Here is a 23,361-nt window from a genome sequence, read left to right on the forward strand (position 1 = left end):
GCTCAGACCCTCGCGTCGGCCGTCGCCGCGGGACGCCTCGGCGTGCGGGGCGCGGCGGCTTTCGACACGGCGCTCTTCGAGGCGGCGGCCTTCGACACAGCGGTCCTCGAGGCGCCGTTCCTCGTGGCGCCGTTCCTCGTGGCAGCGGCCTTCGGCATGGCGGGTACGGCCACGCGGAAGATCGCCCCGCGGTGGTCGTACTCGTCGGCGTGATCGTCATCGAACCAGCGCCCGCCGTCCGCCAGGTACCGGAAGGCGAACGCCTCGCCCTGCGGAATCGCGATCGTGACGCTGTAGCGCCCGTCGTCGCCTAGGCGCATCGGATGTGCGTAAGGGTCCCAGCCATTGAAGTCGCCGACCACCGAAACGGGGCCGTGGTCGCCGGGAAGGGTGAAGAGAACCTCCACCTGCCCCTTCCTGTTGGGTTTGCCATAACTGAACATCGCTCTCCCTGGACAAGGTAAACCGGCCATTTCCGCGTTCAGCCATACCCGCGCAGCGGGCCGCGAATAATCCGATCTCCCCAATTTTTAGCGATGATTGGGCAGAGAATCCGATATCGCGGTCACCGGATAAAGCTCGTCAAGCGGCCGTACGGCTTCGCCGCCGACGACCACGATCCCCGCGTCGGTCACCGTGTAGCGCTCACGGTCCAGGTCGGGGTCGAAGCCGATCCTGGCGCCGTCGGGGATGATCACGTCTCTGTCGACGACGGCCCGCCGTACCATCGCGTTCCTGCCCACGCGCACGTTCTCCATCAGCACGCAGCCGGAGACCTGGGCGCCCGCCTCGAGGGTGACCTGCGGGGACAGGACCGACCGCTCGACGACGGCCTCTCCGGACACGAGCACGCCCGGGGAGACGAGGGAGTCGATCGCGCGGCCCGGGCGTTCGCCGCCGCACTGGAACTTCACCGGCGCGAGCAGGTCGTGGAAGGTGCGGATGGGCCAGTGCTCGCTGGCGAGCGTGAACGCGGGATCGGGGCCGATCAGGTCCATGTGCGCGTCGTAGTAGGCGTCCAGGGTGCCGACGTCGCGCCAGTAGCCGCGTTCGCGCGCGCTCACGCCGGGGACGGCGTTGCCGGTGAAGTCGTAGATCTCCGCCCGGCCCGCGCGGGTGAGCATGGGGATGATGTCGGCGCCTATGTCGTGCCTGCTGGAGGTGTCGAGTGCGTCCTCCTGGACCGCCTCGACCAGGGCTTGTGTGGTGAACACGTAGTTGCCCATGGAGGCGCGGATCTCCTCCGGCGCGCCCGGCAGCCCCGCGGCGTGGCGGGGTTTCTCCGCGAATCCGGTGATCCGCCGGGTGCCCGGCGCGCACTCGATGACGCCGAACTGGTGGGCCAGCGCCCGGGGCTGGCGGATCGCGGCGACGGTGACGCCGGCTCCGGAGGCGGCGTGCTGGGCCACCATCTGGGCCGGGTCCATGCGGTAGACGTGGTCGGCCCCGAACACCAGCACGTAGTCCGGCGGGTCGTCCTTCAGCAGGTGCAGGTTCTGGAGGATCGCGTCGGCCGAGCCGTTGAACCAGTGCGGCCCGAACTGGTTCTGCGCCGGGACGGACGCGATGTAGTGACCCACCCGCGAGGAGACCTGCCAGCCGCGCGCGATGTAGCGGTCGAGGCTCTGGCTTTGGTACTGCGTCAGCACGACGATCTTGAGATAGCCGGCGTTGGTCAGGTTGGAGAGGACGAAATCTATCAGGCGGAACATTCCGCCGTATGGCACATTAGGCTTTGCCCTTCCCATGGTAAGGGGAAGAAGTCGCTTTCCCTGTCCGCCGGCCAGCACTATTGCCAGAACTCTGCACGAGGTCATAAAGGAGACGTTATCCCCGGGATTCACTGCTCCATTGCAAGAACTTCCTTGGTAGCGCCCAAAGAGATGGAAACATGGACCCCTTCCCCCGGTTGCGTTCGGGCAAGATCCGCTCCGGCGGCTTACCCCGCGACGCCCGGGGTAGGCGCGGGGCATGAGAGCGTTGACCGGCACCTGGATCGAGCGAGCCGCCTGCCTGGACGTGGATCCGGAGTTGTTCTTCCCCGTCTCCCCGGCCCGGCGGGGCGCGGCCGAGACCGAGCGGGCCAAGGCGGTGTGCGGCGGATGCGCGGTGCGCGAGCCCTGCCTGGCCTTCGCCCTGGACACCGGCCAGGCACACGGGGTGTGGGGCGGCACCGACCCGGGGCAACGCAGGGCGATCGCCCGCCGCCGCGCCCGCCGGCGCACCGGCCCGTCCACCCCGCGCCGGTCCGCCCGCTGATGGGACAGCCGCGGGTTCGGGCCGGCGGAGGGGGCGGCGCCATGCGGCGCAGCAGCCCGGAGGAGCCGGGGATCGTCCGGCGGCGGCGCGGGCGGGGCTTCAGCTACCACTACGCGGGCGGCCGCCCGGTCCGGGATCGCCGGGTGCTGGCCAGGATCCGGGCGCTCGCCGTGCCACCGGCATGGCGGCAGGTGTGGATCTGCCGGGACGGCGACGCGCATCTGCAGGCCGTGGGGACGGACGCGGCGGGCAGACGCCAGTACCTCTACCACGATCTCTGGCGCGAGGAGCAGGACAGGATCAAGTTCGACCGCGTCACGGAGATGGCGGCACGGCTGCCCGCCTTCCGCCGGCGCCTGCGCGAGCAGCTGGCCGGGGAGGGGCTGGAGCGCGAGCGGGTGCTGGCGGCGGCCGCGCGCATGCTGGATCTCGGGCTGTTCCGGGCGGGCGGCGCCGAGTACGACACGTTCGGGCTGGCCACGCTCAAGAACGAGCACGTCAGCTGCACCCGCGAGGCCGTCCGCTGCCACTTCGCGGCCAAGGGCGGCACGGCCCACACGGTCGAGATCCGCGACGACGCGGTGCGTGCCGTCGTGGCCGACCTGCTGCGCACCGGGCACGACGGCGAACTGCTGCGCTACCGCAACGGCTCCGGGTGGAAGGACGTCGGCGCCCAGGACGTCAACGACTACCTGCGCGAGCACCTCGGCGGCGAGGTGTCGGCCAAGGACTTCCGCACCTGGCACGCCACCGTGCTGGCGGCCGCCGCCCTGGGCGGGGCTCGCCGCCCCCGCGGGCGGCTGGGACGGCGCAAGGCCGTACGGCGGGCGATGGAGGAGGTCGCGGCACGGCTGGGCAACACCCCGGCCGTCACCCGTGCCTCGTACGTCGACCCGCGCGTGATCCTGGCCTACGAGCGGGGCAGGACCGTCTCACCCGGCGGCGACCTGGAGCCGCAGGTGATCGACCTGCTCCGGCGCACCCGGCGTTAGCCGCGTTCCGCCGGAGGGCTCAGCTGGGCGGGCAGGTCGCGGTCGGCGAACATGTCGATCAGCCGCCGGACGGGAACGTCGGCCTCGGTGGGGTACCGGAAATGCTGATCGGCGTTGAGGGAATAGCGATTGCGGCGCCCGACGCGCTCCCGGTTCAGATATCCGGCCGCGTGCAGATCGTTGACGATGATCTGCACCGTGCGTTCGGTGATGCCGATGCCGCTCGCCACCTCACGCAACCGCACCTCGGGATTGCGCGCGATCTCCAGCAGGACCCGGGCATGGTGGGTGAGAAAGGTCCAGGTCGGGGTCCCGTGATCAGGCTGCTGCATGGCTTCACGCTTTCGGCCCGCGGTGGCGGACGGTATCGGCAGAGTGACTTTCCCCCCATATTAGGGTGAACTTCTTTTCAGGTATCGGCGGTCAGGGGTCGAGTACACACCTTGTCAGGAGAACTTTCCATGACCGCCCGTAACGATCCGGCTACCGAGCTCCGATATAGGAGAGCCCAAGTCCGTCAAAAGGGTGTGGGGGGACCATGGCCAGACGGCAGGATGCTTCGCCCTCGGCACACCGCGGCCCGTCCGCGGGCGGCGGCCATGCGCCGGCACCGCTGACCCCGATGCTCAGCCTGCCCAAGGGCGGCGGCGCGATCCGCGGGCTCGGGGAACGGTTCGGCGCGAACGCGCCCCTGGGCACCGCGGCCATGACGATCCCCCTGCCGCTCAGCCCGTCCCGCTCCGACTTCCAGCCCGATCTGGCGCTGTCCTACGACTCGTCCTCCGGCAACGGCCCCTTCGGCCTGGGCTGGCAGCTCCCGCTCCCGCACGTGACCCGCCGCATCGACCGGGGCGTGCCCCGCTACGACGCCGGCGACACCTTCCGCCTCGCCCAGGACGACCTCGTCGAGGCGGGGCAGGGCAGCGCGCCCGGCCACACGGTCACCCGCTTCGTCCGCCGGGTCGAGGGCGCCTTCACCCGCGTCGAGCGCTGGACCAGGCTCGCCGACGGCGACGTGCACTGGCGCACGCTGACCGGCGAGAACATCCTGTCCGTCTTCGGGCGCACGCCCGCCGAGCGCGTCAGCGACCCCGCCGACCCGGGCCGCGTCTTCACCTGGCTGCTGTCGGAGACCCGCGACCCGTACGGCAACGCCATCGTCTACGAGTACCAGCCGGAGGACACCGCCGGCGTCGACCTCACCCAGCCGCACGAGCTGTCCAGAGGCGCCCGCACCGCCGCCCGCTACCTCAAGCGCGTCCGCTACGGCAACCGCGTCCCCCTGCTGGACGCCTCCGGCCGCCGCCCGGCCGACCTGAGCCCGGGCCTGCGCGCGTCCGCCGACTGGATGTTCGAGCTCGTCCTCGACTACGGCGACCACGCCGGCACCGGCCCGCTCCCCGACCGGCCCAGGCCCGCCCGGCGCGACCCCTTCTCCTCCTACCGCCAGGGCTTCGAGCTGCGCCTGTACCGGCTGTGCCGGCGGGCGCTCATGTTCCACCACTTCCCCCTGGAGCCGGGGATGGGCGCCGGCACCCTGGTCGCCGCCCTGGAGCTGGAGTACGGCAACGGCCCCATCGCCCAGCTCGCCACCGTCACCCGCCACGGCTACCGGCGCGACCCGGCCGGCGGCTACGAGCGCGCCTCCCTGCCGCCGGTGCGCCTGGAGTACACCCCGGCCACGATCGGGCACACCGTGGCCGAGGCGAAGCTGGAGAACGTGCCGGCCGGGCCGTACCAGTGGATCGATCTGTACGGCGAGGGCATGCCGGGCATCCTCACCGAGCACCAGAGCACCTGGTACTACAAGCACAACCTCGGCGGCGGCCGGTTCGGCCCGCACCAGGCGGTCGCCACGCGCCCCTCCCCCGGGCGGCTCGGCGGCGGCCGCCAGGTGCTGCTCGACCTGTCCGGCGACGGGCGGCTGGACGTGGTCGCGCTGGCCGGGAACCTGACCGGGTTCGCCGGCGGCACCGACGGCAAGGGCTGGCGCGAGCACGCGCCGTTCCAGGAGCTGCCGCAGCTCGACCTCACCCGGGACAACGTGCGCCTGGCCGACCTGTCCGGCGACGGGCTGGCGGACCTGCTGGTCACCGAGGACGACGCGCTGACCTGGTATCCGTCGCTGGGCGAGCGCGGCTTCGGCCCCGGGCTGCGGGTGAGCCTGCCAGACTCGGAGGAGCGCGGCCCCAAGCTGGTGCGCGCCGACGAGGAACAGGCCGTCTTCCTCGCCGACATGTCGGGCGACGGACTGTACGACCTGGTCAGGGTGCGGAACGCGGAGATCTGCTACTGGCCGAGCCTGGGGCACGGGCGGTTCGGGAAGCGAATCGTCACCAGCCGCAGCCCGCTGCTGGAGGAGAAGGGGCGCTTCAGCGCCCGCAACGTCCGCCTGGCGGACGTGGACGGGACGGGCACCGCCGACGTGGTCTACCTCGGCAGCACGGCCCGGCTGTGGTTCAACGAATCGGGGAACGCGTGGAGCGCCCCGGTCGAGCTGCCGAGCTTCCCCCACCTGGACGACCTGTCGGCGGTCACCGTCACCGACCTGCTCGGCAGCGGCACCGCCTGCCTCGTCTGGTCCACCCCGGCGGCCGTGGACGCGCCCAGCCCGCTGCGCTACGTCAACCTGATGGCCGACGGCCCGCCCAGGCTGCTGTCGCGGGTGACGAACTCGATGGGCGCGGAGACCAGGATCGGCTACGCCCCCTCCACCCGCTTCTACGCGGCCGACCAGCGGGCCGGGCGGCCGTGGCTGACCCGCCTGCCGTTCCCGCTGCACGTGGTGGAGCGCGTCGAGAGCATCGATCACGTCGACGGCACGCGGCTGGTCTCGCGCTACGCCTACCGGCACGGCTACTTCGACCCCGGCGAGCGGGAGTTCCGCGGGTTCGCGCTGATCGAGCGGACCGACAGCGAGTCCTTCGCCGACTACGTGCGCGGCACGCAGCGCGAGGGCGGCCACCAGGAGCTGGCGCCGGAGTTGTTCCAGCCGCCGGTGACGACGCGGAGCTGGTTCCACACCGGCGCCTTCGAGGACCTGGAGGAGCTGCACCGGGAGTTCTACCGGCAGCGCAGGGAACTGCCGCCCACCGCGTTCCCGCCGGGCCTGAGCACGGACGACTACCGCGCCTGCGTGGCGGCGCTGAAGGGCCTGCCGCTGCGCCAGGAGGTCTACTCCCACGACGGCACACCCGCGCAGGCGCACCCGTACGCGATCACCGAGCACCGCTACGCCGTACACAGGATCCAGGACGGCTCGGTCATGCCCGCCGGCATCGAGACGCTCACCCTGCACGGCGAGCGCGACCCCGGCGACGAGCGCGCCGAGCACGCCCTGGTGCTGGAGTCCGACGCGTTCGGCCGCCCGGTGACGTCGGCCGCGGTCGTGTACGGCCGCGCCCGCCGTGACCCGGACCTCCCCCAGCAGGCCGCCGGCGACCAGGCCCGCACCTACGTGACCTGCACGCGCACCGACCGGACGGCCGCGATCGGCACGGCCGCCGACCACCGGCTGCCCGCACCCGCCGAATCCAGGACGTACCAGCTCACCGGCGTCGCCAAGGCCGCCGGCCGCTACAGCCTCGAGGAGCTGCGCGCCGGGTTCACCGCCGCCGCCGACGTCGACTACGCGGTCACCCCCGCCGAGGACGCGCCCAGGCGCCGGCTGCTGGAGCGGGGCAGGACCCTCTACCGCGGCGACGACCTGGCTCCGCTGCCGCTCGGGCAGCAGAGCGCCCTCGGCCTGACCTTCGAGACCTACCGGCTGGCCTTCACCGGGCCGGTGATCGACGCCCACTACGCCGGCGTGATCACGGCGGCCGACTGGACCGCCGCCGGCTACCGCGACCTGGACGGCGACGGCGACCGGTGGATCCCCTCCGGCACCTCCCGCTACCCGGCCGACCCCGCCGCCGCGTTCTACCTGCCCGACGGCGCCCGCGATCCGTTCGGCGTCGAGACCCGCATCGCCTACGACCGCTACCACCTGCTGGCCGAGTCGGTGAGCGTGACGCAGGCGGCGTGGCAGCGCACGAGCGTGGTCAACGACTACCGGGTGCTGGGCCCGGTCGAGCTGACCGACCCCAACCACAACCGGACTGCCGTCGCCTACGACCCGCTCGGCCTGCCGGTGCGCCGGGCGGTGATGGGCAAGCCGGGCTCCGGCGACGGCGACACCCTGGACGACCCCACGGAGGTGCTCGAGTACGACCTGACCCGGTGGGCGGGCGGCGGACGGCCCAACGTCACCCGGCGGCGGGTCCGCGAGCAGCACGGGCAGCCCAGCACCGCCTGGCACGAGAGCTACGTCTACGCCTCCGGCTCGGGCGGCGTCGCGCTGGTGAAGACCCAGGCGCCGGGAGGCTGGCTGGCGACCGGGCGGACGATCGTCAACAACAAGGGCAACCCGGTCAAGCAGTACGAGCCGTACTTCAGCCCGACGCCCGAGTACGACGACTTCGAGGTGCTGGCGACCGTCGGCGTGACCCCGGTGATCAGGTACGACCCGCTGGGCCGGGCCGTGCGGACCGACCTGCCCGACGGCACCTTCACCACGGTGACCATCGGCGCCTGGCGGCTGGAGCTGCACGACGCCAACGACACCGTGCTGGCCAGCGACTGGTACGCCGAGCGCGGCAGCCCCGACCCGGCCGGCCCGGAACCCGCCGACCCCGATCGGCGCGCCGCCTGGCTGGCCGCCCGGCACGCGCGCACGCCCGCCACCGCCCACCTGGACCCGCTCGGCCGCACGATCCTCACCGTGAGCCGCCACGAGGACGGCCGCACCGCCTCCATCCGCTCCGAGCTCGACCTCACCGGCCGCCACGCGGCGGTCTTCGACCAGCTCGGCCGCCGCACGAGCAGCGGCTTCACCTCCATGACCGGGACGCCGGTCTTCGGCACCACCGCCGAGCGAGGCGGCCGGTGGACGTTCGCCGACGCCGGCGGCGGCCTGGTCCGCTCGTGGGACGAGCACGGGCGCGTCTTCCGCGCCGCCTACGACGCGCTGCGCCGCCCGACCGGCCTGGCCGTCCGCGACGGCACCGGCCCGCAGGTCCTGCTCCACCACGTCGTGTACGGTGACCGGCACCCCGACGCGCTGGCCAGGAACCTCAACGGCACCGCCCACCAGACCTTCGACCAGGCAGGCGTGATCACCGTGGAGTCTGCGGACTTCAAGGGCATCCCGCACGCCATCAGCCGCAGGCTCACCGCCGACCCGGCCGTCCCGGCCGACTGGCAAGCCGTCGCCGACGCCGCCGGATACCCCGCCGCGCAGGCGGCGGCGGCTGCCCTGCTCGACCCGGCGCCGCCGTTCACCAGCTCGGCCACCTACGACGCGCTCAACCGCCCGCGGGAGATCACGCTGCCGGACGGGACCGTGCTCGCGCCCGCCTACGACCGGGCCGGCCGCCTGGCCACCCTCGGCGCCCGGCTCGGCGGCCAAGGGCCGGTGCGCGCCTTCCTGACCGGGCAGACCTACGACGCCAAGGGCCGGCGGCTGACTGCCGAGCACGGCAACGGCGTCCGGCTGCGCTACGGCTACGACCCGGCCAGCCTCCGGCTCACGGAGCTGGCCGCCGGAGACCTGCAGCACCTGCGCTACACCTACGACCCGGTCGGCAACGTCACCGCGATCCGCGACGACGCCCAGCAGACCCACTTCTTCGCCAACGCCGTGGTCACCCCCGAGACCAGGTACACCTACGACGCGCTCTACCAGCTCGTCACCGCCACCGGGCGCGAGCTGGCCGCGGGCAACGACGCGATCCGCGACGCCGGGGACCTGGCGGGGATCGTGCCGCTGCCGCACGTCAACGACACCGCGGCGGTGCGGCGCTACACCGAGCACTACGCCTACGACCCGGCGGGCAACCTGACCTCGCTACGCCACGTGGCCGCCGTCAACGGCGGAAGCTGGACGCGGCACTACCGTTACCGCTACCAGGACGACCCGGCCGACCGGACCAACCGCCTGGCCGCCACCAGCCGCCCCGGTGACCCGGAGGCCGGGCCGTACACCGAGACCTACGCCTACGACCGCTACGGCAACGTGGCCGGGCTGTCGCAGCACGCCTTCCTGTGGAACGCGCTGGACCAGCTCCAGGAGATCGACCTGGGCACCGGCGGCACCGCCCGCTACGCCTACGGGGCAGACGGCGGCCGGGTCCGCGCGGTGGTGCGCAGGCCGAACGGGCTGGTGCGCGAGCGCGTCTATCTGGGCGCGCTGGAGATCTACCGCGAGCGGCAGGGTACGGCGGCGCCGCACCTGGTCCGCCACACCCTGCACATCTCCGACGACAGCGGCCAGATCGCCCAGGTGTCCATCAAGACCGTGGACTCCGGCGGCAGCGATCCGGACAACCCGCTCGGCGCGCCGGTGATCCGCTACCAGTACGGCAACCATCTCGGCTCCGCCGTCCTGGAGACCAACGACCAGGGCGGCGTGACCGGGTACGAGGAGTACCACCCCTTCGGGACCACCGCCTACCGCTCGGCCAAGTCGGCCGCGGGGCTGAGCCTCAAGCGCTACCGGTTCGGGCGGCGCGAACGTGACGAGGAGAGCGGGCTGTACTACTGCGGCGCCCGCTACTACGCGGCGTGGCTTGGCCGGTGGATCAATCCCGATCCGGCCGGGTTCGCGGACGGGCTCAACCAGTACCGCTACTGCCGCAACAACCCGGTCATGTACGGCGACCCCGACGGCCGGCAGCCGAGCCCGCTCGGCCAGGTGTCGTGGGAGGTGCCCAGCTCGGTCTACATGGAGGCCGGCCGCCGGGTGCCGGACGCGGTGGCGATCACCCGCTTCGAGGCGTGGCTGGCCCGGGCCCACCCGGACCGCGCGTACCGGCCGGGGACGGTGACGATCGACTGGAGCTCCATGCGCGGGCGGAGAGGCCCGACGTTCAACGCCGAGTGGACGCCCGGCGGGGCCGCGCTGCCCTCCCGGGGCGATTTCGGCCACGTCGAGGCGATGCAGCGGCAGCCGAGGGCGGAGTACACCGACCCGGCCAACCGGGCCACCCGCACCACCGAGAACGAGCACACCACGCCGCACGCGCAGTCCGAGGCCGTCGAGCCCGGCTACGACCGGCGCGCCTACCAGCGCGACCCAACGGTCCGCTCGCCGCGCGGGGTGTCGCTGGACAAGACCCGCGGCGACAACGCCCGATCGACCGTCATCCAGAACCGCGCGGCGACGGGCCAGCCGATCAACATCACCGAGGACATCGACATGGCCGGGAACGCCGAGTTCCAACGGGCCAACGAAGCCGCCCGCGCGGCCGGGCGACCCCACATCCCCAATCCCGGCTCGATCAACCGGGGCACGCTCGCGCAGATGGGCCAGCGGTTCCAGCGCGGGCAGGGCACGCCGCTGCCGGCCGGCGCGGTGATCGAGGAACCGGACATCCGCCCCTGGACGCCGCCGTCCGGCTCGGGCGGGGGCGGTGGCGGCGGCGGGCCGCGGACGGGCGGCGGGGGCGCGGGCCGGGTCGCCGGATCCCTGGCGAGCACGCTCCTGCCGGGCTTCGCCGAGGCCGAGATCGCCGGGATCTACGCCCACTCGGTCACGGTCGGCACCCTCGGCGTCACCGGTCCGGCCGCCGAGGTCGCGGCGGCGATCTCGGCCGCGCCGACCACGTTCGCCTTCGCCGTCACGCTGCCCGCGCTCGGCGGCGGGATCGCCGGCAACGCGGTCGAGTCGGCGGCCGCGGGCCTCGGCGCCTCCAGGAACGTCTCGATCGGCGCAGCCGTGCTCGCGGCGGCCGGCACCGGGGCGATCATCGGCACGTTCATCCCGATCCCCGGCGTCGGCACGGCGGCGGGCGCGGCCATCGGCGCCGCCATCGGGGTCATCGGTTACGGGCTCAGCAAACTGTTCTGAATCGCGAAGGGGCGGACCATGCCAGCACCACCTCGGTCGTACACGGTCCAGGGGCTGATCACCGACGCGGACGACCGGCCGCTGCCGGACGTGCTCGTGCGTGCGTCCGGTCCCGGCCAGGCGCACCAGGAGGTGCCGCTCGGGCAGGCGCCCACCGGCGCGGACGGCCGCTACAGCATCCGCGTGGAGGAGGATCCCGACCAGCCGCTCCACCACGTCAACACCGTGATCATCAAGGTGTTCGCCGGGGACCGCGAGATCGGCAAGAGCCATCCGCCGAAGCGCAAGGAGATCCCGAAGACCGTCATCGACCTGAAGGTCGACTACCGCCCGGACCCGGCCCCCACGCGCCGGGTGTTCGGCCTGGTCAGGAACAAGTTCGGCGAGCTCATGAGCGACGTGGTCGTGCGGGCCGCCGACCGGGACCTGCGCCACGAGCAGCCGCTGGGCCAGTCGGAGGTGCGCGAGGGGCGCTACGAGGTCCGCTACTCGGAGGCGCAGTTCCGCCGCGCCGAGAAGGACTCGGCCGACCTGGTCCTCACCGTCACCGACACCGCGGGCACGCAGCTGTTCCGGTCACCGGTGCAGTACAACGCCCCGGCGGAGTACGAGTTCAACCTGAGCCTGGACGGCGCCGTCTACGGCGGCCCCTCGCTCTGGGAGGTGCAGACCGGCGTCCTGACGCCGCTGCTGGACGGCCTCAGCCCGCTCGACCTGCGTGAGGACGAGCAGCACCAGGACGTCTCGTTCCTGGCGGGCGAGACCGGCTACACCGCGCTGGAGATCGGCACCTGGGCCGCCTCCTGGCGCCTGGCCGAGCGCACCGCCCGCGACGGCACGCCCCTGCCGCCCGAGGCGCTGTTCGCCTTCATCCACCAGGGCGAGCCGTCGATCTTCCGCGCGACGCTGCTGGACGACCTCAAGCACCCCGAGCGCATCGCGCTCATGGAGGACGCGCTCCTGCGCGCGCTGGCCGCGCTGCTCCCCCAGCGCCAGCGCGAGCTCCTGGTCAAGGCCGTGGACGACAACCTCGTCCCGGCCCGGCTGCGCGAATCGATCGAGGCGATCCTGGCGACGCTGGCCAAGATCAATCTGCGCTACACCGCCGACGTCGCCGTGGGCGGCGGCAAGGGCACGATCGGCCAGCTTCTCGACGTGGTCAGAGTGCCGCCGGCCCAGCGGCAGACGATCCTGACCACACTCGCCTCCTACTCCGGCTCGCTGGCCGGTCTGTGGAAGAAGCTGGAAGAGGACGAGACGCTGCCCGAGGCCACGGTCAAGCAGGTACGGCTCAGCGTGGAGCTGGGCACGCTGACCCGCAACCACGTCCCCCTGGTGGCGTCGCTGGCCGAGCAGGTCGGCGCCGGCCAGGTCACCAAGCAGGACCTGGCCCGGTTCTCCAAGCAGGAGTGGTTCGCCGTCTTCGCCCGCCCGGGGCCCGACGGCAGGCCGATCGGCGTGCCCGACAACATCGACGGCGAGACCCCGGAGCAGAAGAAGGAGACCTACGCCGCCATCCTGGACCAGCAGTTCGAGCGCGCCTACCCGACCGCCTCGCTGTCGGCCAAGGCGGCCCGCGCGAGCTCGACCGCGCCCCAGCTCAGCGAGCGGGTCATCCGTTTCCTGGACGACCATCCCGACTTCCAGCTCGACCGCTACCGGATCGACCACTATCTGGCCGAGCGGGACCGGCTCACCGAGGGCAACGGCGGCACGCCCGACCCGGCGACGCTGGACGAGCTCGCCGCGGTGCAACGCGTCTTCAAGCTGCAGCCGACCTTCGCCGCCGCCAACACGCTGCTGTCGCGGGGCATCGACTCCGCGCAGAAGATCTACTTCATGGGGCAGGGCCAGTTCGTCGACGCCGTGACCGGAGCGTCGGCGGGGACGACGGCGGGGACCTCGGCCGACGCTCCGTCCGACGCTTCGGCCGACGCTTCGGCCGACGAGGAGACGCCGATCAACCGGATCCAGGCCCGCACCCTCTATCAGAAGGCGGAGATCACCTACGCGCTGGCGCTGACCACCTACGCCGACCTCAACGCCGCCCTGTACGGCATCTCCCCCTCGGCCCTGGCCCAGCGGCTGCTCGACGCCGAGACCCAGGCCAAGATCGATGCGCTGCCGAATCTACGCACGTTGTTCGGCTCCCTGGACTACTGCGCGTGCGCCGCCTGCCAGTCGGTGTACAGCCCTGCCGCGCACTTCGTGGACGTGCTGCGCTTCCTCGGTGACCGCGGCACCCAGGGGCAGGGCGTCCACGCCGGCAAGAGCGTCCGGCAGGTGCTGCTCGAACGCCGTCCCGACCTCGGTGACATCGAGCTGAGCTGCGAGAACACCAACACACCGCTGCCCTACATCGACCTGGTCAACGAGATCCTCGAGGACGTGGTGGCCCCGCCGGCGGTGGTGCTGCTGTCGGCGGCCATCCAGCCGCGGCTGGTGGAGGGGCCGATCGCCGCCGAGGTGCTGGCCGAGCTGCGGGCCAAGAACGTCGCGATCGCCGCCGACGCCTTCGTCTACGACCCGGACGTGCGCGGGCGCTGGGTGATCAGGGACAAGGCGCACTCCTACGTCGTCTTCGCGCAGGGCGCCGAGCTCGGGCTGCGGGCCACCCGGCAGACGATCGGGTCGGCCGCCGAGGTGCGGGCCAACCCCGAGCACCTCAACCTGGAGGCGTACCGGAAGCTGGCCGGCGAGGTGTTCCCCTTCGCCCTGCCGTTCGACCTGGCCAGTGAGCAGACCCGTGGCTACCTCGGGCAGCTCGGGCTGCCGCAGGAGCGGCTGTTCACGCTGTTCGGCCAGACCATGCCGGACGGGACCGTCAGCACACCGACGCCGGCCCAGATCGACTGCGCCCTGCTGGGCGTCGGCGACGCCGAGCGGCAGATCGTCAACGGGGCGCTGCCCGGCCGGCAGCCGTGGGAGTTCTGGGGGCTGGCCGAGACGGGCAACACGATCCCCCACCCCGACGACCCGGCGCAGGTCGTGACCGGCACGTGGCTGGAGGTCCTGGCCAAGGTGCCCGTCATGCTGCACCGCGCCGAGCTGTCCTACCGGGACCTGCTGCAGCTCCTCGACACGCGCTACGCCGATCCGGCCCAGAACGTGGCCGTGGTCGAGCGGGAGGGCTGCGACACCTCCGCGTTCACCATCAGCGGGCTGAACGCCGACGTGCTCGGGCGTACCCACCGCTTCGTGCGGCTGTGGCGCCGGCTCGGCATCCCGCAGTGGGAGCTCGATCTGTTCCTGGCGGGCCGGACGCTCGACGAGGCGGCCCTGCGCGACCTGGCCGGGCTGCGCAGGCTGGCCGGCCGTACCGGACTGGACCTGCCGAGCCTGATCACCGTCTTCCGCGGCTTCGACGACCACGAGTACGTCGACCGCTCGGCCGACGAAGGGTCGCCGGTGCAGACGGTCTACCAGCGGCTGTTCCGCAACAAGCTGGTGGACGCCACCGGCACGTTCCCGCCGCGGGCCGCCGAGCTGAGCGGGACCATCGGGCAGCGGGTGCCCGGCCTGCTCGCGGGCCTGCGCATCGGCGAGCCGGAGCTGGACCTGATCCTCGCCGACCTGTCCCTGGACAGGACCGCGCCGCTGACCGCGGCGGTGCTCAACCGGATCCACCGGGTGGCGGTGCTGGCCCGCGGGCTCGGGCTGCCCGTGCGGGACTTCCTGCGCCTGGCCAGGATCGCCGGGACGGACCCCTTCGCCTCGCCCGCCCACGCGGTGGCCTTCGCCGAACTGGCCGACGAGGTCCTCGCCTCGGCGTTCTCCGTGGTCGAGCTGGACTATCTGCTCACCCACACCTTCACCGCCAACGCGGGCGTCGCGCTGGAGGACCGGACCGTGCTGGCCTCCCTGCGCCAGCTCCGGCAGGGACTGATCGAGATCGCCGACCGGCTGCGCAGGCAGGCCGACCAGACCGACGCCGCCTACGTGGGCGCCAAGCTGGGCCTGTTGCCCGCGCTGGCCGCCGACCGGGACCTGGTCGCCGCCCTGGCCCTGGTCGACGGAAGCTGGAACGGCCCGGCCGCCCAGCGTGACCAGCTCATCGACCGCTACTTCGCCGCGATCTTCGACGATCTGGCCGCGGCCCGCGCGGCGCTGGCGGCGCTGCCGCCGGGCGAGACCCCCGCGCAGCGGCAGGCCCGGATCGACGCCCGTTTCGCCCTGGTCGCGCCGCGCCTGGAGGCGTTCCTGCTCCGCACCCACAAGGACCTCTTCGTCGACCAGCACGTGGCCGCGCTGCTGCGGATCGACGAGGTGTCCGCCGCGACCGCGCTGTCGCTGCTGACGCTGTCCGGGTCGGCGGCCGGTCTGCGCGCCGTGATCAACGATCCCCGGCTCGTCGATCCCGCGCTGGAGCTCGACGAGGCCACCTTCCCGGCCGTCTACGCCGCGCTGCGCCTGCTGCACAAGGTCGCGATGCTCATCGGCAAGCTCGGCATGCGGCCGGCCGAGGTGACCTGGTGGCTGACCGGCGCCAACGCCGACGGCCTCGGCTGGATCAGGGCCGGCGCGCTGGGCGTCGACCGGAGCACCACCGTCGCGCTGTCGCGCTGGACGTCGATGCGCTGGTTCTTCGACTGGAAGGCGGGGCTGCCCGCCTCCGAGCTGTCGGCGCTGGACTTCGCCGCCATCCTGCTCAACCCGGCCGCCACCTCCGCGGCGGCGATCGCGGCCCTGGCCAGGCTGACCGCGTGGAAGGAGGCCGACCTCACCGCTCTGGCCACCGCGTACGGCTGGCTGGCCACGGGGGTGGACAACGTCAAGGCGCGCCTGGCCGTCGCCGCCAACCTGCGCAGGGTCGCCGAGGCCATGACGGCGCTGCGCCTGCTCGGCGTCACCGCGGCCCGCGCCGTGGCCTGGGCCGACGCCACGCCGGACGCGGCGGTCGCCGACGAGATCAAGCAGGTGCTCAAGGCCCGCTACGACCTGCCCCAGTGGCTCGACGCCAACCGCCCGGTCCAGGACGCGCTGCGCGAGCGCCGCCGCGACGTGCTCGCGGACTGGCTCGCGGCGCACCCCGATCCGGCGCTCGGCCAGCAGTGGACCGACGCCAACGGCCTGTACAGCCACTTCCTCATCGACGTCGAGATGAGCTCCTGCGCGCTCACCTCCCGCCTGAAGCAGGCCACCGGCTCCGCGCAGCTGTTCGTGCAGCGCGTGCTGCAGAACCTGGAGCGGGACATCGTGGCCAGCACGGTCGCCGACCCGAAGTGGAAGCAGTGGCAGTGGATGCGCCGCTACCGGGTGTGGGAGGCCAACCGCAAGGTCTTCCTCTACCCGGAGAACTGGATCGAGCCGGAGCTGCGCGAGGAGAAGTCTCCCTTCTTCCTGGAGCTGGAGCGCGACCTGCAGCAGCAGGACGTCACCGCCGCCACCGTCGAGGAGGCGTACCGCGTCTACCTGGACAAACTCGACAAGGTCGCCAACCTGGAGATCCGCGCCGTGTTCGAGCAGCGGATCGGCGACGAGAGCATCCTGCACGTGATCGGCCGCACCCGCAGCAGCACAGGCGCCGAGTACTTCTACCGCACCCGGCTCAACAAGGCCCGCTGGACCGCCTGGCAGCCCGTCAAGCTGGAGATCAAGGCCGACCACATCCAGATCGGCCTGCACAACCGCAGGCTCTACATCCTGTGGCCGCAGCTCATGGAGAAGGCCGACGAGCCCACCTCGGTCCGCACGCCCCGCGAGAACGCCCCCTCGTCGATCGAGCTCCCCCGCAAGTTCTGGGACGTCCAGCTCTTCTGGAGCGAGCTGAAGAACGGCGCCTGGACGCCGAAGGTGCTCTCCGACGCGCCGCTGAAGGTGCTGCACCTGCAGACCGGAGGCGACCATCCGGAGAACATCACCTTCCGCACCAGGCACGTCCCCCAGATCCGGACCCACGTGTACATGACGCCCAACCCCAACGGCGTCGCCCCGCGCTCCCGCAGCGCCTTCGAGAAGCTGGGCCCGCAGATCACCCCGGGCCCGCTCGGCCCCCCGAGCCTGTTCGGCTTCCTGCACCACTGGGAGCACCTGATCTCCCCGCCGGAGAGCGTCTACCACGGCAACCTGATCAAGCACGGCAGCGCCTCGCAGTACTTCTACTACTCCTCGGTGGCGGAGTTCGGCAAGGCGCACTCGATCCCCGCCCACCAGAACGCCCCTGCCATCCGCGTGCTGCGCAACATCACGCCCGGCCAGACCTTCTCCGTGATCGACTCGCAGGCGTCCGGCTTCGCCGAGACCGGGACCTTCTTCACCTGGGACCCCGCCCGCGCCTACCACGTGGACTACGAGCACCGCACGTACTGGTCCTACAGCTACTGGGGGTGGTGGTACAGCTGGTCGGTCTCGACGTTCCGGTTCGGCGCGCACTACCACCCGTTCGTGGAGCTGTTCACCAAGGAACTGAACATCTGGGGCCTGCGCGGCGTGCTGAACCGGCGCATCCAGGTCAGCCCGCAGAGCGTGCCCGGCAGCCCGGCGCCGTTCGACTTCGCCGCCTATCAGCCGGACTTCACGGTGGCCCAGCCGTACCCGAAGGAAGAGGTCGACTTCAGTTACGGCGGGGCGTACGCGCCGTACAACTGGGAGTTGTTCTTCCACCTGCCGATGCTGATCGCCGGCAAGCTCGCCGCCAACCAGCGCTTCGAGGAGGCGCTGGAGTGGTACCACTACGTCTTCGACCCGACCAGCACCGACACCGAGACGCCCGACCCCGCGACGCCGCAGCAGAAGTACTGGATCACCAAGCCGTTCTTCGAGACGACCAAGGACGGCTACTACAAGCAGAAGATCGAGAACATGCTGCTGGCGATCGCCAAGGGTGACGCCGAGCTGCGGGCGCAGGTGGCCGAGTGGCGTCAGCACCCCTTCAGCCCGCACACCATCGCGCGGATGCGGACCGTCGCCTACCAGAAGAACGTGCTGATCAAGTACATCCAGACCCTGACCGCGTGGGGTGACCAGCTCTTCGCCCAGGACACGATCGAGTCGATCAACGAGGCGACGCAGCTGTACGTGCTGGCCGGGACCATCCTCGGGCCGCGGCCCAAGAGCGTGCCGCGGCGGGTGCCCAGCCCCGTCCGCACCTTCTACCAGCTCCAGGCGCGCGGGATCGACGACTTCGGCAACGTGCTGCTCCAAGTGGAGAACCTGCTGCCCGGCGTGCCGGGGCCCACCGCGCCCGCCCCGGAGGGGCCGGAGCTGCCCCGGCTGGACGTGCTGTACTTCGGCGTCCCGAACAACGACAAGCTCCTCGCCCTGTGGGACACCGTCGAGGATCGGCTCTTCAAGATCCGGCACTGCATGAACATCGAGGGCGTGGTCCGGCAGCTGCCGCTGTTCGAGCCGCCCATCGATCCCGCGCTGCTGGTCAAGGCAGCCGCGGCGGGGCTCGACGTCGCGGCGGCGATCAGCGACATCAACGCGCCGATGCCGCCCTACCGCTTCCCCGTCATGATCCAGCGGGCCCAGGAGGTCTGCGCCGCGGTCACCGCGCTCGGCGCCGCCATGCTCGCCGCGCTGGAGAAGCGTGACGGGGAAACGCTGGCCGCGCTGCGCTCCAGCCACGAGATCGCCGTGCTCGACCTGCTCAGGGACGTGCGCGAGAGCCAGGTGCGGGAGGCGCAGGCGACCAAGGAGGCCAACCAGCGCAACCGCGACCTCGCGGAGCTGCGCCGCGCCTACCACCAGCGGCTGCTCGACCAGGGGCTGAACACCGGCGAGAAGGTCGCGCTGGCGCTGTCCGGCGTCTCGCTCGGGCTGGAGGCCGCGGTCGCGGTCGGCTACGTGCTGTCCGGCGGGCTGAGCCTGATCCCGACGTTCCTGGCCGGCGCCGCCGGATTCGGCGGCTCGCCCACGGTCTCGGGCAGCATCGGCGGCCCGCAGGTGGGCAAGTCGGCCGAGATGGCGGTGGCCACGCTGCGCTCGCTGGCCACCGCGGCCGAGAAGGGCGCCGCGATGGCCGGCGTCCTGGCCGGTCACGCGCGGCGGGCCCAGGACTGGGAGTACCAGCGCAACCTGGCCGCCACCGAGCTGCCGCAGATCGACAAGCAGATCCTCGCCGCGGAGATCCGGCACCAGATCGCCCGGCAGGATCTGCGCCACCACGACAAGCAGCGCGCCAACGCCGCCGTCGAGGACGAGTTCCAGCGCGGCAAGTTCACCAACGCCGAGCTGTACGACTGGATGATCGGCCAGCTGTCCACGGTGTACTTCCAGAGCTACCAGCTCGCCTTCGACCTGGCCAAGCGGGCCGAGCGCTGCTTCCGCTACGAGCTGGGGCTGTCCGACTCCTCCTACATCCGCCACGGCTACTGGGACAGCCTGCGCAAGGGCCTGCTCGCCGGCGAGCGGCTCGGCCACGACCTGCGCCGCCTCGACGCCGCGTTCCTGGACCTGAACAAGCGCGAGTACGAGCTGACCAAGCACGTCTCGCTGGCCCAGATCGACCCGGTGGCGCTGCTGCAGCTCAAGCGGAACGGCGAGTGCCTGATCGACTTGCCCGAGGTGCTCTTCGACCTGGACCACCCCGGTCACTACTTCCGCCGCGTCCAGTCGGTCTCGCTCACGGTCCCGTGCGTCGTCGGGCCCTACGGCAGCGTGGCCGCCACGCTGACCCTCACCGGCGACAGCCTGCGCAAGGACGCGACCCTGCTGGCGGGCAAGTACGCCAGGAACCCGGCGGGCGACACCCGCTTCCGCGACGGCCTGACCGGCGTGCAGTCCATCGCCACCAGCACGGCCGTGGACGACGACGGGCTGTTCGACCTGGCCTTCGAGGACGACAGATACCTGCCGTTCGAGGGCGCGGGCGCGATCGGCTCCTGGCACCTGCGGCTGAACGCGGACGTGCCGCAGTTCGACCTCGGCACCATCTCGGACGTGGTGATCCATCTGCGGTACACCGCGCGCGAGGGCGGCGCCCTGCTGCGCGCCGAGGCGCTCAAGAACATCGACGACACCCTGTCGGCCGCGCTCCTGGCCGGCGGCCGCAAGGGCCTGTACCGGGCGCTGGACCTCAAGCGGGAGTTCCCCGACGCGTTCTACCGGTTCCTGCACCCGGCCAACCCGGCCGACGAGCAGGAGATGACGCTGGGCGACCTGGCCGAGCGCCTGCCCCTGTTCACCCGCGCCTTCCCCACCAGGAAGGTCAGGGCCGTGGAGGTCGCGGCGCTCATGGCCGACGGCCAGACCTACGAGGTGGCCGTGCAGCCCGTGGGCGGCGCTCTGCTCCCGCTGGTTCCCGACACCGTCTACCAGGGCATGCACCGCGCCCACCGGGACCTCACCGGAAGCGAGGCGCCGATGACCGGCTGGACGCTCAAGATCCGCCGGTCCGGGGCCCCCGACTTCCGCTCCCTGCCGCCGGACGAGGTGCGCGAGCTCTTCCTCATCGTCAACTACACCGTGGAGCGCCCATGACGGTCCTGCTGAGCGACGACGAGATCGCGACCATCGTCGAGCGCGTCGTATGGGTCGCCCGGCCGGAGCGCGTGCTGATGTTCGGCTCCTACGCCAAGGGCCGGGCGCACGCGCGCAGCGATCTCGATCTCCTCGTCGTCATGCCCACCGGCACCCCGGACCCGCCCCGCCCGTCGGACTTCACGCCCTACCTGGGCGGCGGCGCGGTGCGGGTGGACGTGCACGTGGTCACCGAGGAGGAGCTGCGCGAGTACGGCAGGCAGGAGCACCACTTCCTTCACTCGGTGCTGCGCACGTGCCGGACGCTGTACCCGGCTACGGCGGCCGCTGGCTGCCGGTGACACGCTCACCGGCCTGGCAGCGCGCGGCGGTCAGGGCACCACGTGCAGCGCGGCCAGGATCCGGGCGGGGTCGTCCAGGTAGGGGTAGTCGCCCGCGCGGATCCGCAGGTCGCCGATCAGAACCGCGAGCAGGTCACGCTCCTCCGGGCTGACCGGGATCTTCGACTTGGTCAGGTCGGCGCACAGCACGTTCAGCATGTAGATCGGCTCTCCGACGTCGTGCAGGCTCCGATACGTCTCGAGGTGCCGTTCGAGCCGGTCGGCCAGCCGGTCCAGCAGATCCCGCGAGCCGTCGTACAGCTGCTGACGATCGATCGCCACGCCCGCACTCTACTGCGGTTCCGTACGGCGGCGCCCGGGTCAGGGCCGCCACATGGGCCAGAACCTGGCGCCGTCGGGCAGGACGATCGGCCGGCGCTCGGTGTACCCGTTGCGCAGGTAGAGGCGGGTGCTGGCGGTGCTGGCGGACTCCAGGTAGGCCGGGAGGCCGCTCAGCGTGGCGTGGTGATGGTCCATCAGGGCGGTGCCCAGGCCGTGGTTCTGGTGGTCCGGCCGCACGGCCAGGAACAGCAGGTGGTGGTGCGGTTCCTGGGGGTGGCTGGCCTCGAGCAGCTCGTCCACGACCTGGAAGCGCTCCCGGTGCGGCCCCACCGCCTCGGCCAGGCGGCGGTCGTAGTCGTCGGGCGCCGGCAGAGGCTCCTCGCGATGGAACCAGACGGCGGTGGCCAGCGGGGCGGCGCCGGCGCCGGGAATGACGTCGACGTGGCCGCGTTTGAAGGCGTCCTCGACCATGATGGCGGCCCAGGCGGACATGAGCGGAGCCCGCCGGCCGGGGTCGGGGATCATGTAGGCGACGACGTCCAGACCGGCGAACGCGGTGCCGACCAGGTGTGCGACCTGGTCGAGGTCGGCGTAGTCCGCCCGGTGGACGGCAGGAGTCGGGGACATGGGTGTGCTCCCTGGTGGGTGAGGATCAGGACGCGAGGGCCTTGGCGCCCTGGCCGATCTGGATGTAGACGCCGGGGCGGCGCAGGTGCAGGACGAAGGCCCAGGCCAGGCCGAGCACGGCGGCCACGCCGTACAGGCTGGGGAGGATGATCACGAGAGGGTCGTCGCCGGGCACGCCGAGCAGGGTCGCGAAGTTGGTGATGGCCAGCCCGAGCATGACCACCAGGATGACGGCGGCGGCCACCGGGGCGAGCAGGGTGTGGGTGCGGGGTTCGTCGTGGGGGTTGCGGGCGAAGTAGATCGGCACGGAGATCGCGGTCACGGTGAGGAGCAGCAGGATGCCGAAGCCGCCCAGGGTGCCGCCGAAGTAGAACAGCTGCACCATCGGGTCGAGCCCGAGCAGGGCGTAGACGACGATGACCAGCAGGCCGAGGCAGCTCTGGGCGATGGATCCGGTCTTGGGGGCGCCGGTGCGGGCGGTGGTGCGGCCGAACACCTCGGGCAGCACGCGCTCCCTGCCGAGCGCGAACAGGTACCGGGCGCTGGTGTTGTGGAAGGAGAGCATGGCGGCGAAGGTGCTGGTGATGAAGAGGACCCGGCCGGCGGTGGCCACCACGTCCCCCATCTGGTCGGCGGCCAGGATGAAGATGGTTTCCGCGCTGTCGCGGCGGGCGACGGCGGCCATGTTGCCCGCGCCCACGGCCACCTGCATGGTCCACGACGACAGCGCGTACACGCCGGCGATCACGGCGACTGCGAGGTAGGTCGCGCCCGGGATGGTGCGGCGCGGGTCGCGCGACTCCTCGGAGAACACGACGGCCGCCTCGAATCCGACGAATCCCAGGATGGCGATGACCAGCAGCGCCCCGACCCCGGGTGAGAACAGCTCCGCCGGCGACAGCGCCTGCCAGGGCAGCGCGGCCTCGGCGGGGTTGAGCAGGCCGGCCACGTCGAAGAGCAGGATGACCGCGATCTCCGCCGTCAGCAGGACGGCCAGGACGCGGCCGTTGAGGTCGACCCGGGACAGGCCGAGCACGACGACCAGCGCCCAGGCCAGCAGGGCGACCACCCACCAGGGCACGGTCACGCCGAGCCAGGCGGCCAGCAGCGGGACCGAGGCGGCGCCGAACACCCCGTACAGGGCGACCTGGATGGCGTTGTAGGCCAGCAGCGCGCACCAGGCGGCCGCCACGCCCGCGGGGCGGCCCAGGCCGTGGGTGACGTAGGTGTAGAAGGCCCCGGCGTTGGCCATGTACCGCGCCATCGCCACATATCCAACGGCGAAGAGGGCGAGAACCGCGCCGACCACGAGGAACACGATCGGCAGCCCGGTGATCCCGGTGACGGCGTAACCGGTGGTCACCACGCCGGCGATGACGCTGAGCGGCCCGGCGGCCGACAGGACGAAGAACGCCACAGCGGGCACGCCGAGGCGGTTGGCGGCCAGCGCGGCGGTGATCCGGTCGCCTGGGGGATGGCGGTGGGCGTGTGTCAAGGGTTTCCCTTTCGC

11 protein-coding genes are annotated in these 23,361 nt (G+C 72.1%); 5 read left to right on the plus strand and 6 right to left on the minus strand.

The window, feature by feature from the left end:
- Window positions 1-2: 2 nt before the first annotated feature.
- Both FVE25_RS53790 and FVE25_RS12485 read right to left on the minus strand, forming a co-directional pair.
- On the minus strand, window positions 3-407 hold the full coding sequence (locus FVE25_RS53790; RefSeq protein WP_181019555.1) for an isoamylase early set domain-containing protein: 405 nt from the start codon (window positions 405-407) through the stop codon (window positions 3-5).
- A gap of 123 nt (window positions 408-530) precedes the next feature.
- Entirely contained in the window at window positions 531-1,817 is a 1,287-nt protein-coding gene (locus FVE25_RS12485; protein ID WP_157246702.1) for a glucose-1-phosphate adenylyltransferase, read from the minus strand.
- Between the two features lie 154 nt (window positions 1,818-1,971).
- On the opposite strand from FVE25_RS12485, the gene FVE25_RS12490 reads away from it, so the two are divergent.
- Together FVE25_RS12490 and FVE25_RS12495 are read left to right on the plus strand one after the other, a co-directional pair.
- Window positions 1,972-2,259 (plus strand): WhiB family transcriptional regulator, encoded by a 288-nt coding sequence (locus tag FVE25_RS12490; protein WP_157246703.1) that lies wholly within the window; start codon window positions 1,972-1,974, stop codon window positions 2,257-2,259.
- Window positions 2,260-2,300: 41 nt separating this feature from the next.
- Entirely contained in the window at window positions 2,301-3,251 is a 951-nt protein-coding gene (locus FVE25_RS12495; RefSeq protein WP_157246704.1) for a DNA topoisomerase IB, read from the plus strand.
- Here FVE25_RS12495 and FVE25_RS12500 read toward each other — a convergent pair.
- Entirely contained in the window at window positions 3,248-3,583 is a 336-nt protein-coding gene (locus FVE25_RS12500; RefSeq protein WP_157246705.1) for a helix-turn-helix transcriptional regulator, read from the minus strand. The two genes, FVE25_RS12495 and FVE25_RS12500, sit on opposite strands and share 4 nt — an antisense overlap.
- A gap of 206 nt (window positions 3,584-3,789) precedes the next feature.
- On the opposite strand from FVE25_RS12500, the gene FVE25_RS12505 reads away from it, so the two are divergent.
- From FVE25_RS12505 to FVE25_RS12515, 3 genes are read left to right on the plus strand one after another with little or no spacing between them, the layout of a single operon-like run.
- Window positions 3,790-11,139, plus strand: coding sequence for a SpvB/TcaC N-terminal domain-containing protein (locus FVE25_RS12505; protein WP_157246706.1), 7,350 nt, complete (start codon window positions 3,790-3,792; stop codon window positions 11,137-11,139).
- 18 nt (window positions 11,140-11,157) lie between these two features.
- Window positions 11,158-20,562 (plus strand): Tc toxin subunit A-related protein, encoded by a 9,405-nt coding sequence (locus FVE25_RS12510; RefSeq protein WP_157246707.1) that lies wholly within the window; start codon window positions 11,158-11,160, stop codon window positions 20,560-20,562.
- Window positions 20,559-20,903, plus strand: a complete 345-nt coding sequence (locus FVE25_RS12515; protein WP_157246708.1) for a nucleotidyltransferase domain-containing protein — start codon at window positions 20,559-20,561, stop codon at window positions 20,901-20,903. The genes FVE25_RS12510 and FVE25_RS12515 overlap by 4 nt, the downstream gene beginning before the upstream one ends.
- 30 nt (window positions 20,904-20,933) lie before the next feature.
- Here FVE25_RS12515 and FVE25_RS12520 read toward each other — a convergent pair whose 3' ends face one another.
- The 3 genes from FVE25_RS12520 to FVE25_RS12530 are packed head-to-tail and all read right to left on the minus strand — an operon-like array spanning window position 20,934 to window position 23,346.
- Window positions 20,934-21,224: a hypothetical protein gene (locus FVE25_RS12520; RefSeq protein ID WP_157246709.1), complete on the minus strand. Its 291-nt coding sequence runs from the start codon at window positions 21,222-21,224 to the stop codon at window positions 20,934-20,936.
- A 39-nt stretch (window positions 21,225-21,263) separates the two neighbouring features.
- A complete protein-coding gene (locus tag FVE25_RS12525) occupies window positions 21,264-21,851 on the minus strand; it encodes a GNAT family N-acetyltransferase (RefSeq protein ID WP_157246710.1) in 588 nt (195 codons plus the stop codon).
- Between the two features lie 25 nt (window positions 21,852-21,876).
- Window positions 21,877-23,346 (minus strand): APC family permease, encoded by a 1,470-nt coding sequence (locus FVE25_RS12530; RefSeq protein WP_246266975.1) that lies wholly within the window; start codon window positions 23,344-23,346, stop codon window positions 21,877-21,879.
- Between the last annotated feature and the right edge of the window lie 15 nt (window positions 23,347-23,361).

It is taken from the genome of Nonomuraea typhae (assembly GCF_009760925.1).
Taxonomy (GTDB): domain Bacteria; phylum Actinomycetota; class Actinomycetes; order Streptosporangiales; family Streptosporangiaceae; genus Nonomuraea; species Nonomuraea typhae.

Excerpts from the sequence above, each read along its gene's own strand:
- FVE25_RS12510 (WP_157246707.1), top strand. The coding sequence starts at position 11,158 with ATGCCAGCACCACCTCGGTCGTACACGGTCCAGGGGCTGATCACCGAC.
- FVE25_RS12515 (WP_157246708.1), top strand. The coding sequence starts at position 20,559 with ATGACGGTCCTGCTGAGCGACGACGAGATCGCGACCATCGTCGAGCGC.
- FVE25_RS12490 (WP_157246703.1), top strand. The coding sequence starts at position 1,972 with ATGAGAGCGTTGACCGGCACCTGGATCGAGCGAGCCGCCTGCCTGGAC.
- FVE25_RS12485 (WP_157246702.1), bottom strand. The coding sequence starts at position 1,817 with ATGACCTCGTGCAGAGTTCTGGCAATAGTGCTGGCCGGCGGACAGGGA.
- FVE25_RS12500 (WP_157246705.1), bottom strand. The coding sequence starts at position 3,583 with ATGCAGCAGCCTGATCACGGGACCCCGACCTGGACCTTTCTCACCCAC.
- FVE25_RS12525 (WP_157246710.1), bottom strand. The coding sequence starts at position 21,851 with ATGTCCCCGACTCCTGCCGTCCACCGGGCGGACTACGCCGACCTCGAC.
- FVE25_RS12495 (WP_157246704.1), top strand. The coding sequence starts at position 2,301 with ATGCGGCGCAGCAGCCCGGAGGAGCCGGGGATCGTCCGGCGGCGGCGC.
- FVE25_RS12505 (WP_157246706.1), top strand. The coding sequence starts at position 3,790 with ATGGCCAGACGGCAGGATGCTTCGCCCTCGGCACACCGCGGCCCGTCC.